The organism is Pseudomonas sp. NFACC13-1, from assembly GCF_900104425.1.
Taxonomy (GTDB): Bacteria; Pseudomonadota; Gammaproteobacteria; order Pseudomonadales; family Pseudomonadaceae; genus Aquipseudomonas; species Aquipseudomonas fluorescens_AA.
In genome coordinates this window covers 25,983-40,599 of the sequence record NZ_FMXV01000022.1, presented here as the reverse complement: position 1 = coordinate 40,599, position 14,617 = coordinate 25,983, and the positions used below count along the sequence as shown (strand labels likewise).

Sequence of the window (14,617 nt, the reverse complement as noted above, 5' to 3'; positions counted from 1 at the left end):
CTCCTTCATAGCAACCGGTTGCGCAAGGCGGCAACCACATTGAATGTCTGCTCGCGCACTGCGTTCCTTGGATCAAAAAGCGTCAGGGTCAGGCGCACGCTGCGGATCAGTGCAGGGTCGGCCGGATTGCTGCTGTAGCTGGAGGCCGCGATGTCCGTCGAGCTGCCGGCGACGCCGAATGTCACGTTGAACGTGCGGACGTTATCCACCAGCACTGCCATGGTCGGGTTGGCTGGACCGCCGGCTGTCTGGACGCCCATCAGTAACTGGTTATTGCTGAAGCTGTAGACCAAACGCCGGATCGGGAACGCCATCTGTCCTGCCGCCGGCGCCCTGATCCCGGTGTAGGCAGTGGCCGAGGTCCGACAATCGGAAACGACGGTCCAGGTCGGCGCCCCACCACCGCCACCGACATCCGCCGTGACCAGGGTCAGCTTCAGGTTGGCGTTGTCCCAGCGGATCGGCGTGATCTGGCTGGCATTGAAATCCCCGGCCGAGGACGCATCGGTGATGCTCCCCAGGCAACCGAACATGCCCACCATACGAATTTCCTGGACCATTTTGCTCAGGACGAACCGGGCGTCCTCCTGCATCACTGCTGCCGCACTTTGGCTGATGTAGGTGTTCTTGGCGGCGATGAAAATCTGCACGACACCCAGGATGACGATCAGGCTGAGCACCAGGGCAATCATCAATTCAATCAGGCCGAATCCTCGGCAACGCCTGTTCATGGCGGCGTCCCCGGCGGATCGACGGCGACGCGGCTGGTCAGTACGAAGCTGCGCCGCGCCTCGGCCGCGTTGGTGGTGTTGGCGGCCCGGGTGTCGTCCCAGGAAATGGTGATGGTGTAGACCCGCTGGTTCAGGGCGATGGTGCCGGTGGCCGTGGCACCGCCGAAGGCGATGATGTTGGTCTTGAAATCGTAGAGGTCCTGGTCCCGGGCCACGTTGAGGTTCGGCGAGCTGGGCGGTGTGACGGTGTAGTCGGCGCCGGAGTTGGCGCGAATGCGGTCCAGCAGGTCGTAGGCAATGAAGCTGGCCTGGCTGGTCATGCGCGAACTGTCGGTGTACTTGAGCGCGTTTAGCTGGATCATCGCCGCCCCCAGCAAGCCGACACCGAGAATCAGCACCGCCACCAGCACCTCGATCAGCGTCATGCCCTCCTGTGCCCTTTTACTGCAATCCTTCATCCGCAACTTCCACCCAATACGATTCTTCCATTAAGGCAGACACTCAGCGTCCTGCTCTGCGCCCCTCGTACATAATTGAAACTCACCGGCGTGGCCGGTGCCGATAACCCGCCGAGGTTGTTGAAATCGATGTTGCTCACTGCTGAGGTTAGCGTCAGAGTCGCGCCACTGCTCATCGCTGGAACAACCCGCAATACATTGGCCGGCGTGCCAGTACTGTCATACACCGTCAGTTCGCCGCTCCAGACGCTGCCCTCGACCGTGGGGCGGATGCGCGTGGTGATACCTCGGTCGATCGCCTCCAGCCGGGCAAAGTTCAGCGCCCGGCGCAAGTCGTCGACCTCAGTGTCGGCCTTGGTGCTCTGCAGCGAGCCGGTGAATGACGGCACCGCCATGGTAATCAGGATCAGCAGCACGCCAAGGGCCACCAGCACCTCGACCAGCGTGAAACCTTTTGTACGAAGATCCATCGGTGCCCTCCGTTGCCGTCGGCTATACCTGCCTCTAAACGCTAGAACAAACCACCGCCGTGTGCTCGACACTGCCCTGCGGTGAGGGGATTTATCCCCTCGCCACAATGGGCCATTAATCTTGAATCCGCTTCACATTCTCCAGGGAGGAGATGTCATGCACCAACAGGGCTTCAGCCTGATCGAGCTGCTCATGGGACTGGCAATTGCCGCAATTGTTCTGCCGTGGGCCAGCGCGGGCTACAAAGAACTGATCGCATCCATCGAGCGCAAGGACACCGCGCAGTTGCTGATCAGCGGGTTACGCAGCGCGCGCAGCGAGGCCATCACGCGCAACCGGACGGTCGTGCTCAGGGGGATAGACAACGACTGGGGCCGGGGCTGGCGCATCACCCTGGACGATAAGGAGAAGACCGTGCTGATGGAGCGCAGAGCCAGCGCCCGGGTGGTCGGCAACCAGCCGGTGAAACGCCGGGTGAGGTTCGGCAGCCAAGGGGAAGCCCTGCACCCCAGCGGCGCATTCCAGGCAGGCACGCTGCATGTCTGCGCCAAACGCGGGCCGGTCAGCCATCATCAAGTGATACTGGCGCCTTCCGGCCGCGTGCGCCTGGAAAGCGTCGAAGCCAAACAGGCGCTGTGCGAAAAAGGACTTAAAGCAGGGAGCGCACGCGCAGCTCTTTCGGCATCGAGAACGTGATGTTCTCCTCGCGACCAGCCAGCTCATCGGCACCGGTGGCGCCCCAAGCCTGCAATTGCTGGATCACGCCACGCACTAGGACTTCCGGCGCGGAAGCACCGGCGGTGATGCCGATACGCTCGATGCCCTCGAACCAGCTGCGTTGCATGTCCTCGGCACCGTCGATCAGGTAAGCGGGCGTGGACATGCGCTCGGCCAGCTCGCGCAGGCGGTTGGAGTTGGAACTGTTCGGGCTGCCGACCACCAGCACCACATCGCATTCGTTGGCCAGTTGCTTGACCGCATCCTGACGGTTCTGGGTGGCGTAGCAGATGTCATCCTTGCGTGGGCCGCCGATGGCCGGAAAGCGCGCGCGCAGGGCGTCGATCACACGGCTGGTGTCGTCCATGGACAGGGTCGTCTGGGTCACGAACGCCAGGCTATCGGGGTTGCGTACCTGCAAGGCCGCAACGTCATCCTCGTCTTCGACCAGGTAGATCGCACCGCCGTTGCTGGCATCGTATTGGCCCATGGTGCCTTCGACTTCCGGATGGCCTTCATGGCCGATCAGGATGCACTCGCGACCGTCACGGCTGTAGCGCGCCACTTCGATGTGCACCTTGGTCACCAATGGGCACGTCGCGTCGAATACCTTCAGGCCCCGGCCGGCGGCTTCGCTGCGCACGGCCTGGGAAACCCCGTGGGCACTGAAGATCACGATGACGTCGTCCGGCACCTGGTCCAGTTCCTCGACGAAAATGGCCCCGCGGCTGCGCAGGTCCTCGACGACGAATTTGTTGTGGACCACTTCGTGGCGCACGTAGATCGGCGGCCCGAAGACTTCCAGGGCGCGGTTGACGATTTCGATCGCCCGGTCCACTCCGGCGCAGAAACCACGGGGGTTGGCGAGTTTGATTTGCATGCTGTGCCTCGTGTCTTGCGCGCAAGAAATTGAATGCCTGCCTGTTGATCGAGCGAAAGGCCCGAAAACAAGGAAATCCCATGTGGGAGCGAGCTTGCTCGCGATGGCGGTGAGTCTGTCACCCCTGTATTGAAAGTGACTCCGTCATCGCGAGCAAGCTCGCTCCCACAGTGAATCGGTTGGCAGCAGGAACTGCCTGTTAAATCTCAAACCGCCTTGACGTCGAGGATTTCCACTTCGAAGTTCAAGGTCTTGCCCGCCAGCGGATGGTTGAAGTCCACGGTCACCTGGGCGTCATCGAACGCCTTCACCACACCCGGCAGCTCGGTATTGGCCGCGTCGTTGAAGATCACCAGCAGCCCCTCGGACAGCTCCATGTCCTGGAACTGGGAGCGTGGCATGGTCTGCACGTTTTGCGGGTTGGGCTGACCAAAGGCGTTTTCCGGTGGCACGACCACGGTGCGCTTGTCGCCGGCCTTGAAACCGAGGATCGCCGCTTCGAAGCCTGGCAGTAGGTTGCCATCACCGACCTTGAACACCGCCGGGGCCTTGTCGAAGGTGCTGTCGACGGTGTCGCCGTTTTCCAGGTGCAGGGCGAAGTGAAGCTTCACTTCGGTGTTTTGAGCGATACGCTGCTCAGTCATGGACGGCTTCTCCGGTTTTCTTGCTCTTGAACATGTCCAGGGCGAGCATCACGGCGCCCACGCTGATGGCACTGTCGGCAAAGTTGAACGCCGGGAAATACCAGCGGTTCTGCCAATGCACCAGGATGAAGTCGATGACGTGACCCAGGGCGATGCGGTCATAGAGATTGCCCAACGCACCACCCAGCACCAAGGCCAGCGCCACGGCCAGCCAGGTCTCATTGCGCCCCAGGCGCTTGAGCCAGACCACCAGCACGGCGCTGACCACCACGGCAATCAGGGCGAACAGCCAGCGCTGCCAGCCGGAACTGTCTGCCAGGAAACTGAACGCCGCCCCGGTGTTGTAGGCCAGGGTCCAGCTGAAGTAATCAGGGATGATCACGATCTGCTGGTACAGGGTCAATGAGCTTTCAAAGTAGAACTTGCTGGCCTGGTCGATGACCAGTACCAGCACGCTCAACCAGAGCCAGCCCAGCCGTCCGAAACGGCCCGCTGCGTTAGGCATAGTGGCGAACCTCGCCAGCACCGCTGATGTTGTCGACGCAACGACCGCAGATTTCCGGATGCTCCGGGTTCACGCCGACGTCTTCGCGGCAGTGCCAGCAGCGGGCGCACTTGGTGTGGTTCGATTTGACGATCTTGAGCTTCAAGCCGCTGACTTCGGTGGTCACCGCATCGGCCGGCGCCTGCACCAACGGCGCGACACTGGCAGTGGAGGTGATCAGCACGAAGCGCAGCTCGTTGCCCAGCTTGGCCAGGTCGCCGCCAAGGGCTTCTTCAGCGTAGAGGGTCACTTCGGCCTGCAGGTTGCCACCAACGGCCTTGGCCGCGCGCTGGATCTCCATTTCCTTGTTGACCGCGGTCTTGACCGCCATGATCCGGTCCCAATAGGCACGGTCCAGTTCGAAGCCCTGGGGCAATTCGGTCAGGCCTTCGTACCAGGTATTGAGCATCACCGACTCGTTACGCTCGCCCGGCAGGTATTGCCACAGCTCGTCGGCGGTGAACGCCAGGATCGGCGCGATCCAGCGCACCAGCGCTTCGCTGATGTGGAACAGCGCGGTCTGGCACGAACGACGGGCCTTGCTGTTGGCGCCGGTGGTGTACTGGCGGTCCTTGATGATGTCGAGGTAGAAACCACCGAGCTCCTGCACGCAGAAGTTGTGGATCTTGGAGTAGACATTCCAGAAGCGGTATTCGCCGTAGTGCTCCTGCAATTCGCGTTGCAGCAACAGGGTACGGTCCACGGCCCAACGGTCCAGCGCAAGCATTTCTTCGGCCGGCAGCAGGTCGGTGGCCGGGTTGAAGCCGGTCAGGTTCGAGAGCAGGAAGCGCGCGGTGTTGCGGATCCGCCGGTAGGCGTCCGCGCTGCGCTGCAGGATCTGCTCGGAAACGGCCATCTCGCCGGAGTAGTCGGTGGAGGCCACCCACAGGCGCATGATGTCGGCGCCCAGGGTGTCGTTGACCTTCTGCGGCGCGATCACGTTGCCCAGGGACTTGGACATCTTGCGGCCGGACTCGTCGACGGTGAAACCGTGGGTCAGCAGCTCGCGGTATGGCGCGTGGTTGTCGATGGCGCAACCAGTCAGCAACGACGAGTGGAACCAGCCACGGTGTTGGTCCGAACCTTCCAGGTACAGGTCGGCGCGCGGACCGCTCTCATGGCCCATTGGGTGCGAACCACGCAGCACGTGCCAGTGGGTGGTGCCGGAGTCGAACCAGACGTCCAGGGTGTCGCTGATCTTGTCGTACAGCGGTGCTTCGTCCCCCAACAGCTCAGCGGCATCGAGCTTGAACCAGGCTTCGATGCCTTCGGCTTCGACGCGCTTGGCCACGACTTCCATCAGTTCGACGGTGCGCGGGTGCAACTCGCCGCTTTCCTTGTTCAGGAAGAACGGGATCGGTACGCCCCAGTTGCGCTGGCGGGAGATGCACCAGTCCGGACGATTGGCGATCATCGAGTGCAGGCGCGCCTGGCCCCAGGCTGGTACGAACTGGGTCTCTTCGATGGCCTTGAGCGAACGCTGGCGCAGGGTGTCGCCGCTGGTGGGCTGCTTGTCCATGCCGATGAACCACTGCGCGGTGGCGCGGTAGATCAGCGGGGTCTTGTGGCGCCAGCAGTGCATGTAGCTGTGTTCGATGACGGTGGTGTGCAGCAGCGCGCCGACTTCGCTCAGCTTGTCGACGATGACCGGGTTGGCTTTCCAGATGAACTGGCCGCCGAAGAACTCCAGCGACGGCGCGTACACGCCATTGCTCTGCACCGGGTTGAGGATGTCGTCGTTGACCATGCCGTACTTCTTGCAGGTCACGAAGTCGTCGACGCCATAGGCCGGCGCGGAGTGAACCACGCCAGTGCCCGCACCCAGCTCCACGTAGTCGGCCAGGTACACCGGCGACAGGCGGTCATAGAACGGATGACGGAAATTGATCAGTTCCAGCGCCGACCCCGGGGCGGTGGCAACCACCGAACCTTCGAGGTTGTAGCGGGCCAGGCAGGCTTCGACCAGTTCTTCGGCCAGCACCAGCAGCTTGTCGCCAACGTCCACCAGGGCGTAGGTGAATTCCGGGTGGACGTTCAGCGCCTGGTTGGCCGGGATGGTCCACGGGGTGGTGGTCCAGATCACGATCGACGCCGGCTTGGCCAGCTTGCCCAGGCCGAACGCGGCGGCAAGCTTGTCTTCATCGGCGATCGGGAACGCGACGTCGATGGTCGAGGACTTCTTGTTCTCGTACTCGACTTCCGCCTCGGCCAGGGCCGAACCGCAATCGAAGCACCAGTTCACCGGCTTGAGGCCCTTGAACACGAAACCACCCTCGACGATTTTCGCCAGGGCACGGATTTCGCCGGCTTCGTTCTTGAAGTCCATGGTCTTGTACGGGTTGGCGAAGTCGCCCAGCACGCCGAGGCGAATGAATTCGGACTTCTGCCCTTCGATCTGCTCGGTGGCGTAGGCACGGCACAGCTCGCGGGTCTTGTCCGCGCCCAGGTTCTTGCCGTGGGTCACTTCGACCTTGTGCTCGATCGGCAGGCCATGGCAGTCCCAGCCCGGGACATACGGCGCATCAAAACCCGACAGGGTCTTGGAGCGGATGATCATGTCCTTGAGAATCTTGTTCAGCGCGTGACCGATGTGGATGGTGCCGTTGGCGTACGGAGGGCCGTCGTGCAGGACGAACTTCGGACGATCCTTGCCAATTTCGCGCAACTTTCCGTACAGGCCAATGCTGTCCCAACGCTGCAGAATCTGTGGTTCGCGCTGAGGCAGGCCGGCCTTCATTGGGAAGGCGGTGTCCGGAAGGTTTAGCGTGGCTTTATAGTCGGTCATTTAAGGCTCTTCATTAGCGATTGGCGCTGGTTGCGACAAGGGCACGGGCGGCGGCGATATCTGCATGGATCGCCGTCTTGAGCGCCTCCAGAGAGGCAAAACGCTGCTCTTCACGCAGCTTATGGTGGAAAACCACCGTCAAACGCCGGTCATACAGATCGCCGGCAAAATCCAGAACATGTACTTCAAGGTGGGCCTTGCCATCGCCCTGGACCGTGGGGCGCACGCCGATGTTGGCGACGCCGGGCCAGGTCTTGCCGTCGATCTCGACACTCACCAGGAACACCCCGGTCAGCGGCACGCGACGACGCTTGAGCTGCACGTTGGCCGTCGGCGTGCCCAATTGGCGCGCCAACTTCTGCCCGTGCAGGATCCGCCCGGCAATCCGGTACGGCCGGCCGAGCAAGCGCTCGGCCAATGCGAAATCAGCCGCCGCCAGGGCATTACGGACCTGGGTACTGCTGACGCGCAAGCCATCCATCTCGACGGTCTGCGCCGCTTCGACGGTGAAACCCTGGACGATACCTGCCTGTTGCAGGTAATCGAAATCCCCGGACCGATCACAGCCGAAACGGAAATCATCGCCGACTTCCAGATGCTTCACATCGAGACCGTCCACCAGGATGGTATCGACGAACTCGGCGGCACTGAGCTTGCTCAGGCGCTGGTTGAAGGCCAGGCATAGGACCCGGTCGACACCTTCGGCGGCCAGCAGTTGCAGTTTGTCCCGCAACCGGGCCAGACGGGCCGGGGCGGTGTCCGGGGCGAAAAACTCCCGTGGCTGCGGCTCGAAAATCACCACGCAGCTGGGCACGCCCAACTCCAGCGCACGCTCGCGCAGTCGCGCCAGGATAGCCTGGTGGCCACGGTGAACACCGTCAAAGTTGCCAATAGTGGCGACACAGCCCCGATGCTGGGGGCGCAGGTTGTGGAGGCCTCGAACCAGCTGCATAACGCGCTTCTTGCTCATAAAGTGGCCGATTATAACCACACCCGGCGGCCGACGACAGGCAACACCGCACCCCAAAGTGATCGAACCGACAAAACCGCTGCCCGGCCCGGGATTATCGAGGGCTCGCCCTCAGCTCAAGGCCTTGCGATTGAAGTCGCGCAGGCGGAAGCCCATCAGCAGCAACATACCGAAATACGCCACCACACCGGCAACCACCAGCCCCCCCAGGCGCAGGAAACGCTCGAGCATCTGCCCCTCGCCCCAGGCTGGCATGAAATGCATCGCCCCCAGCAGGACCGCCGACATCACGGCCACGGCCACCAGCAACTTGAGGCCGAACTTGCCCCAGCCCGGCTGCGGCTGATACATCTTTTGCTTGCGCAGTTGATAAAACAGCAGACCGGCGTTGAGGCAAGCGCCGGCACTGATAGCCAGGGCCAGGCCGGCATGAGCCAACGGACCGATCAGCAACAGGTTGAACAACTGGGTCATCACCAGGGTGAAAATGGCGATCTTCACTGGCGTGCGGATGTTCTGCTGGGCGTAGAACCCTGGCGCCAGCACCTTGATCACGATAATCCCGAGCAAACCCACCGAGTAAGCGATCAGCGCACGCTGGGTCATCGAGGCGTCGAACGCATTGAACTGGCCGTACTGGAACAACGAGACGGTCAACGGCTCGGCCAGGATCCCCAGCGCCAGGGAACACGGCAGCACCAGCACAAAGCACAGGCGCAGGCCCCAATCGAGAATTCGCGAGTATTCGTGGCGGTCCTGGCTGGCGTAGGTCTTGGCCAGGGTGGGCAGCAGGATCGTGCCCAGGGCCACGCCCAGCACGCCGGACGGCAACTCCATCAGGCGGTCGGCGTAGTACATCCACGACACCGAGCCGGCCACCAGGAACGAGGCAAAGATGGTGTTGATGATCAGGGAAATCTGGCTCACCGATACCCCCAGGATCGCCGGCAGCATCTGCTTCATCACCCGCCACACGCCGCTGTCGCGCAGGTTCAGGCGCGGCAGCACCAGCATGCCGATCTTTTTCAGGTGCGGCAGTTGATAGAGCAGTTGCGCCAGGCCACCCACCAGCACCGCCCAGCCCAGGGCCATCACCGGTGGGTCGAAGTACGGTGTCAGGAACACGGCGAAGACGATCATGCTGACGTTGAGCAAGGTCGGCACAAAGGCCGGCACGGAAAAGCGGTTCCAGGTGTTGAGGATCGCCCCGGCCAGGGACGACAGGGAAATCAGCAATATATAAGGAAAGGTCACCCGCAGCAGGTCCGCGGTGAGCTGGAATTTTTCCGGGGTGTCGGTGAAGCCCGGCGCCGTGGCCCAGATCACCCAGGGCGCGGCGAGCATGCCGGCGGCCGTGACCAGCGCCAGCACCAAGGTCAGCAGACCGGTGACGTAGGCAATGAATGTACGGGTTGCCTCATCGCCTTTCTGGCTTTTATATTCCGCCAGGATCGGCACGAAGGCCTGGGAAAAGGCGCCTTCGGCGAAGATCCGCCGCAGCAGGTTGGGCAGCTTGAAGGCGATGAAGAAGGCGTCCGTCGCCATCCCGGCGCCGAATATCCGTGCGATCAGCGTATCGCGAACGAACCCCAGGATGCGGGAAAGCATCGTGATAGAGCTGACGGCGGCCAACGATTTGAGCAGATTCATGAAAAGAGTTTTTGCCTGTCGATAAACAGCAGGCGAACAACGCGCCCACTTGTGCGATACTCCGCGCCGCTAAACAGTGCAGAGCCAAAGCCCGCGAGTTTACAGGTCGCACGCCGGAAAGAAATCCTTCGGTGCGCAGCACCTGCCATTCAGCGGAACGCGTCACCCGCCCTTGACAAGACTTCAACTCATCGGCATGATTCGCGGCCTATTTTGTTTGCTATTTCCCAAAAAGTCTTTCGAGGAGCTCGACGGTGGCCAACACACCTTCCGCCAAAAAACGTGCAAAACAGGCTGAGAAGCGTCGCAGCCACAACGCCAGCCTGCGTTCCATGGTCCGTACCTACATCAAGAACGTAGTCAAGGCCATCGACGCAAAAGACGCTGAAAAAGCTCAAGCTGCTTACGTTCTGGCTGTGCCAGTTATCGACCGTATGGCCGATAAAGGCATCATCCACAAGAACAAGGCTGCTCGCCATAAGAGCCGCCTGAATGGCCACGTAAAGGCCCTGAACGTTGCCGCTGCTGCCTAAGCGACGCGCTCGTTAAAAAACCGACCTCAGGGTCGGTTTTTTATTGCCCGGGATTCTTCATTCAGAACATTGTGGGAGCGAGCTTGCTCGCGATGGCGGAGCATCAGACAAATCGTTGTTACTGACGCACCGCCATCGCGAGCAAGCTCGCTCCCACAGGGCTATATGCCGCTTATTGAGCACGAGCCCACGGCAAGATCGGGATAGCCGTCACTGCATTCTGCGGGCTGCCCTCGATCACGCGGTCGCTGTAGACCAGGTACACCAGCGTATTGCGCTTCTTGTCGAGAAAACGCACCACTTGCATGGTCTTGAACACCAGCGAAGTGCGCTCGCGGAACACCTCCTCGCCATCCTTGAGCTCACCCTTGAAGCTGATGGGCCCGACCTGGCGACAGGCGATGGACGCCTCGGCGCGATCCTCGGCCAGGCCCAGGCCGCCTTTTACACCGCCGGTCTTGGCCCGCGACAGGTAACAGGTCACGCCATCGACCTTGGGATCATCGAATGCCTCGACCACGATCCGGTCGTTCGGCCCGACAAACTTGAATACCGTCGACACCTGGCCAATTTCCTCGGCCGACGCCAGCAGCGGCACCGCCAGTAGCAAGCCGATCAATCCTTTTGCCAAACCCATGATTTTTCCTTAGACGAGGATCAGGTTGTCACGGTGGACCAGTTCAGGCTCCGCCATATAACCCAACAGACCGACAATCGCATCAGACGATTGACCGATGATTTTCTGCGCTTCCAGGGCGCTGTAGTTGGCCAGGCCACGGGCGATCTCGCGACCGTCCGGCGCCACGCACACGACCATTTCGCCGCGACGGAAACTGCCCTGGACCAGCTTCACACCCACCGGCAGCAGGCTTTTGTTGCCCTGGGACAACGCCGTCACGGCACCCGCATCCAGCACCAGCGTGCCACGGGTTTGCAGGTGCCCGGCCAGCCACTGCTTGCGTGCCGCCAGCATGCCGCGCTCAGGGGACAGCAAGGTGCCGATGCGCTCGCCCGCCTTCAGACGATCCAGCACCCGCTCCAGCCGGCCGCCGACAATGATGGTGTGAGCCCCGGAGCGCGCCGCCAGACGTGCCGCACGCAGCTTGGTCTGCATGCCGCCACGCCCCAGCGCACCGCCTGTGCCACCCGCCACCGCGTCCAGCGCCGGGTCGTCGGCACGGGCTTCGTAGATCAGCTTGGCATCGGGGTTATTGCGCGGATCGGCATCGAACATACCGTCGCGATCCGTGAGGATCACCAACAGGTCCGCCTCCACCAGGTTCGCCACCAGCGCGGCCAGGGTGTCGTTATCGCCGAAACGGATCTCGTCGGTGACCACCGTGTCGTTCTCGTTGATCACCGGGATGACCTTCAGCTCCACCAGCGCCCGCAAGGTACTGCGGGCATTGAGGTAGCGCTTGCGGTCGGACAGGTCGTCGTGGGTCAGCAGGATCTGCGCCGTATGGCGACCGTGCTCGGCAAAGCTCGACTCCCAAGCCTGCACCAGGCCCATCTGGCCGATGGCGGCGGCCGCCTGCAGCTCATGCATCGCGCTGGGTCGCGACGTCCAGCCCAAACGGCTCATACCGGCTGCCACAGCCCCCGAAGAGACCAACACCAACTCGACGCCAGCCTCATGCAAGGCCACCATCTGTTCGACCCACACCGCCATTGCCTGGCGATCCAGCCCCTTGCCATCCGCCGTCAGCAGTGCGCTACCGATCTTCACGACCCAGCGCCGCGCACCCGTCACCTTGCTCCGCATCATCTTCAACCTTTGCCAGCGAACGGCGCGACCCAGCGCCGCCCATGGGATTATTCGTATTTGCGTTTTACAGATACCAAAACGCCGCTCGAATGAGCGGCGCCTTGGGAACCGGCTTGCCGGCGATGATAACACTGCGCTGAAACACTTGAACCTGTGGGAGCGAGCTTGCTCGCGATAGCGGCGTGTCAGCTAACGACCATGTCAACTGACAGACCGCTTTCGCAAGCAAGCTCGCTCCCACAGGGCTCCCATAGGTCCTGGCTTCACGCCAGCACAAGATCAGTCGCGCACGTAGATGATTTCCGGACCGTCTTCATCATCCACATCTTCTTCGTCCCAATCGTCGTCACCGATGTCATGGACCGACTTGACGCCACTGCGACGCAGGGCGCGCTGGTCGTCCAGTGCCTGCAGCTGGGCACGGGCCTCGTCTTCGATGCGCTGGTCGAGCTCGGCCAGTTCTTCCTTGTAGGCCGGATCGTTGGCCAGGCGGTCGGCACGATCTTCCAGGTAACGCATGATGTCGTGGCACAGGCGCTCGGTGCCTTCTTTGGCGATGGCCGAGATCACATAGACCGGACCCTCCCACTCCAGGCGGTCGACGATTTCCTTGACCCGCTCCTCATGTTCTTCTTCGAGGATCTGGTCGCACTTGTTCAGCACCAGCCAACGATCACGCTCGGCCAGGGCCGGGCTGAACTTGGTCAGCTCGTTGACGATGACTTCGGCAGCCTCGGCGGCGTCGGTTTCATCCAGCGGCGCCATGTCGACGAGGTGCAGCAACAGGCGGGTACGGGACAAGTGCTTGAGGAAACGAATCCCCAGGCCCGCGCCCTCGGAAGCCCCTTCGATCAGCCCTGGAATGTCGGCGATCACGAAACTCTTCCAGCGGTCGACGCTGACCACGCCCAGGTTCGGCACCAGGGTGGTGAACGGGTAATCGGCCACTTTCGGCTTGGCCGCCGACACCGAACGAATGAAGGTACTTTTACCGGCGTTCGGCAGGCCCAGCAGGCCCACATCGGCCAACACTTTCATTTCCAGCTTCAGGTCACGCTGCTCGCCGGGCTTGCCTGGCGTGGTCTGGCGCGGCGCGCGGTTGGTGCTGGACTTGAAGCGGGTGTTGCCCAGGCCGTGCCAGCCGCCATGGGCGACCAGCAGACGCTGGCCGGCCTTGGTCAGGTCGCCGATCACTTCCTGGGTGGCCGAATCGATCACTGTGGTACCGACTGGCACACGCAGGATCAGGTCTTCGCCCTTCTTGCCGGTGCAGTCGGTGCTGCCGCCGTTGGAGCCACGCTCGGCATCGAAGTGCCGGGTGTAACGGTAGTCCACCAGGGTGTTGAGGTTTTCGTCGGCGAGCATGTAGATCGAGCCGCCGTCACCCCCGTCACCGCCGTTCGGGCCGCCGTTTTCAATGAATTTTTCCCGACGGAAACTCATGCAACCATTGCCGCCGTCGCCGGCCTTCACTCGAATCGATACTTCATCAACAAACTTCATGACACACGCCTCTCGCCATACGGACGAGCCAAAAAAACAAGACATAAGACTCTTGCAAAAATGAGCGCAGCGACCTGATGACACGCCCCAACCGCAGCGCCGACAGCCCATACAAACAGTTTTGCAAGAGACTCACCCCACAAACGAAAAAGCCCCGTCGCAAGACAGGGCTTTTCCAGCGGTCTCGCAATTAAGCTGCGATAACGCTTACGTAACGACGACCGAAGGCGCCTTTTACTTCGAACTTGATCACGCCTTCGACTTTAGCGAAGAGGGTGTGATCTTTACCCATGCCCACGCCGTAGCCAGCGTGGAATTGGGTGCCGCGCTGACGCACGATGATGTTGCCTGCTTTGATAGCCTGGCCGCCATACATCTTCACGCCAAGGCGTTTGGCTTCTGAGTCGCGACCGTTACGGGTACTACCACCAGCTTTTTTGTGTGCCATGAGTTCAATTCTCCTAGTGAGGAATTAGGCTGAAATTAAGCCTGAATACCGGTGATTTTGATCTCGGTGTACCACTGGCGGTGGCCCATGCGCTTCATGTGGTGCTTACGACGACGGAACTTGATGATGCGGACTTTATCGTGACGACCTTGGGAGATCACTTCAGCCACAACGGTAGCGCCAGCAACGACTGGAGCGCCGATATTCACGTCATCGCCATTGGCGACCAACAGAACGCGATCAAAAGTCACGGATTCGCCGGTAGCGATTTCCAGTTTTTCGATCTTCAGGTATTCACCTGGGGCGACCTTGTATTGCTTGCCACCAGTAACAATTACTGCGTACGACATGGTATTTCTCCGATAATCCTGCTCACCCAGCGCTTTATAAGAAGAGGTATTGGCTGGCATGGCTGCATGGGCTGGAAGGCCCGGATGCAATTGCGTAAGGCAGGTGCTGCCCAGGAAGTTCAGGGTGCGCGATTGTACGCAAGCTGTTCGAGCCTTGCAAGTAGC

General features: G+C 61.5%; 16 protein-coding genes. 2 read left to right on the top strand and 14 right to left on the bottom strand.

Annotated elements, in window-relative coordinates:
• Positions 1-5 precede the first annotated feature (5 nt).
• Genes BLQ55_RS23215 through BLQ55_RS23205 form a run of 3 tightly spaced genes read right to left on the bottom strand, consistent with a single transcriptional unit; the run spans position 6 to position 1,659 of the window.
• Positions 6-731: a PilW family protein gene (locus tag BLQ55_RS23215; protein WP_092204237.1), complete on the bottom strand. Its 726-nt coding sequence runs from the start codon at positions 729-731 to the stop codon at positions 6-8.
• On the bottom strand, positions 728-1,189 hold the full coding sequence (gene pilV, locus BLQ55_RS23210) for a type IV pilus modification protein PilV (RefSeq protein ID WP_092204236.1): 462 nt from the start codon (positions 1,187-1,189) through the stop codon (positions 728-730). The genes BLQ55_RS23215 and pilV overlap by 4 nt, the downstream gene beginning before the upstream one ends.
• The gene (locus BLQ55_RS23205) at positions 1,186-1,659 is read right to left on the bottom strand and encodes a GspH/FimT family pseudopilin (RefSeq protein ID WP_092204235.1); all 474 of its coding nucleotides are present in this window, start codon (positions 1,657-1,659) and stop codon (positions 1,186-1,188) included. Before BLQ55_RS23205 ends, pilV begins: the two co-directional genes overlap by 4 nt.
• 157 nt (positions 1,660-1,816) lie before the next feature.
• Here BLQ55_RS23205 and BLQ55_RS23200 point away from each other — a divergent pair, with 157 nt between their 5' ends.
• Positions 1,817-2,356, top strand: a complete 540-nt coding sequence (locus tag BLQ55_RS23200; protein WP_092257342.1) for a GspH/FimT family pseudopilin — start codon at positions 1,817-1,819, stop codon at positions 2,354-2,356.
• Here the strand turns inward: BLQ55_RS23200 and ispH are convergent.
• From ispH to murJ, 6 genes are all read right to left on the bottom strand, one after another.
• Positions 2,310-3,257, bottom strand: coding sequence for a 4-hydroxy-3-methylbut-2-enyl diphosphate reductase (ispH, locus tag BLQ55_RS23195; RefSeq protein WP_060740559.1), 948 nt, complete (start codon positions 3,255-3,257; stop codon positions 2,310-2,312). The genes BLQ55_RS23200 and ispH overlap by 47 nt on opposite strands.
• Positions 3,258-3,463: 206 nt before the next feature.
• Positions 3,464-3,901, bottom strand: coding sequence for an FKBP-type peptidyl-prolyl cis-trans isomerase (fkpB, locus tag BLQ55_RS23190; protein WP_060740558.1), 438 nt, complete (start codon positions 3,899-3,901; stop codon positions 3,464-3,466).
• On the bottom strand, positions 3,894-4,406 hold the full coding sequence (gene lspA, locus BLQ55_RS23185; protein ID WP_092257339.1) for a signal peptidase II: 513 nt from the start codon (positions 4,404-4,406) through the stop codon (positions 3,894-3,896). Before lspA ends, fkpB begins: the two co-directional genes overlap by 8 nt.
• The gene (gene ileS / locus BLQ55_RS23180) at positions 4,399-7,230 is read right to left on the bottom strand and encodes an isoleucine--tRNA ligase (RefSeq protein ID WP_092204232.1); all 2,832 of its coding nucleotides are present in this window, start codon (positions 7,228-7,230) and stop codon (positions 4,399-4,401) included. Before ileS ends, lspA begins: the two co-directional genes overlap by 8 nt.
• A gap of 13 nt (positions 7,231-7,243) precedes the next feature.
• Entirely contained in the window at positions 7,244-8,182 is a 939-nt protein-coding gene (ribF, locus tag BLQ55_RS23175) for a bifunctional riboflavin kinase/FAD synthetase (RefSeq protein WP_170847636.1), read from the bottom strand.
• A gap of 129 nt (positions 8,183-8,311) precedes the next feature.
• Positions 8,312-9,850 (bottom strand): murein biosynthesis integral membrane protein MurJ, encoded by a 1,539-nt coding sequence (gene murJ / locus BLQ55_RS23170; protein WP_092204230.1) that lies wholly within the window; start codon positions 9,848-9,850, stop codon positions 8,312-8,314.
• 254 nt (positions 9,851-10,104) lie between these two features.
• On the opposite strand from murJ, the gene rpsT reads away from it, so the two are divergent.
• Complete coding sequence (rpsT, locus tag BLQ55_RS23165; protein ID WP_003185593.1) at positions 10,105-10,383, top strand: 30S ribosomal protein S20; 279 nt, start codon at positions 10,105-10,107, stop codon at positions 10,381-10,383.
• 172 nt (positions 10,384-10,555) lie between these two features.
• Here rpsT and BLQ55_RS23160 read toward each other — a convergent pair whose 3' ends face one another.
• The 5 genes from BLQ55_RS23160 to rplU form a co-directional block, all read right to left on the bottom strand.
• The gene (locus tag BLQ55_RS23160) at positions 10,556-11,020 is read right to left on the bottom strand and encodes a CreA family protein (protein WP_030140286.1); all 465 of its coding nucleotides are present in this window, start codon (positions 11,018-11,020) and stop codon (positions 10,556-10,558) included.
• A gap of 9 nt (positions 11,021-11,029) precedes the next feature.
• The gene (proB, locus tag BLQ55_RS23155) at positions 11,030-12,148 is read right to left on the bottom strand and encodes a glutamate 5-kinase (protein WP_072411890.1); all 1,119 of its coding nucleotides are present in this window, start codon (positions 12,146-12,148) and stop codon (positions 11,030-11,032) included.
• A 282-nt stretch (positions 12,149-12,430) separates the two neighbouring features.
• Positions 12,431-13,654, bottom strand: a complete 1,224-nt coding sequence (gene cgtA / locus BLQ55_RS23150; RefSeq protein ID WP_092204229.1) for an Obg family GTPase CgtA — start codon at positions 13,652-13,654, stop codon at positions 12,431-12,433.
• Between the two features lie 190 nt (positions 13,655-13,844).
• Positions 13,845-14,102, bottom strand: a complete 258-nt coding sequence (gene rpmA, locus BLQ55_RS23145; RefSeq protein ID WP_003205738.1) for a 50S ribosomal protein L27 — start codon at positions 14,100-14,102, stop codon at positions 13,845-13,847.
• A 35-nt stretch (positions 14,103-14,137) separates the two neighbouring features.
• Positions 14,138-14,452 (bottom strand): 50S ribosomal protein L21, encoded by a 315-nt coding sequence (gene rplU, locus BLQ55_RS23140; RefSeq protein WP_003176051.1) that lies wholly within the window; start codon positions 14,450-14,452, stop codon positions 14,138-14,140.
• Between the last annotated feature and the right edge of the window lie 165 nt (positions 14,453-14,617).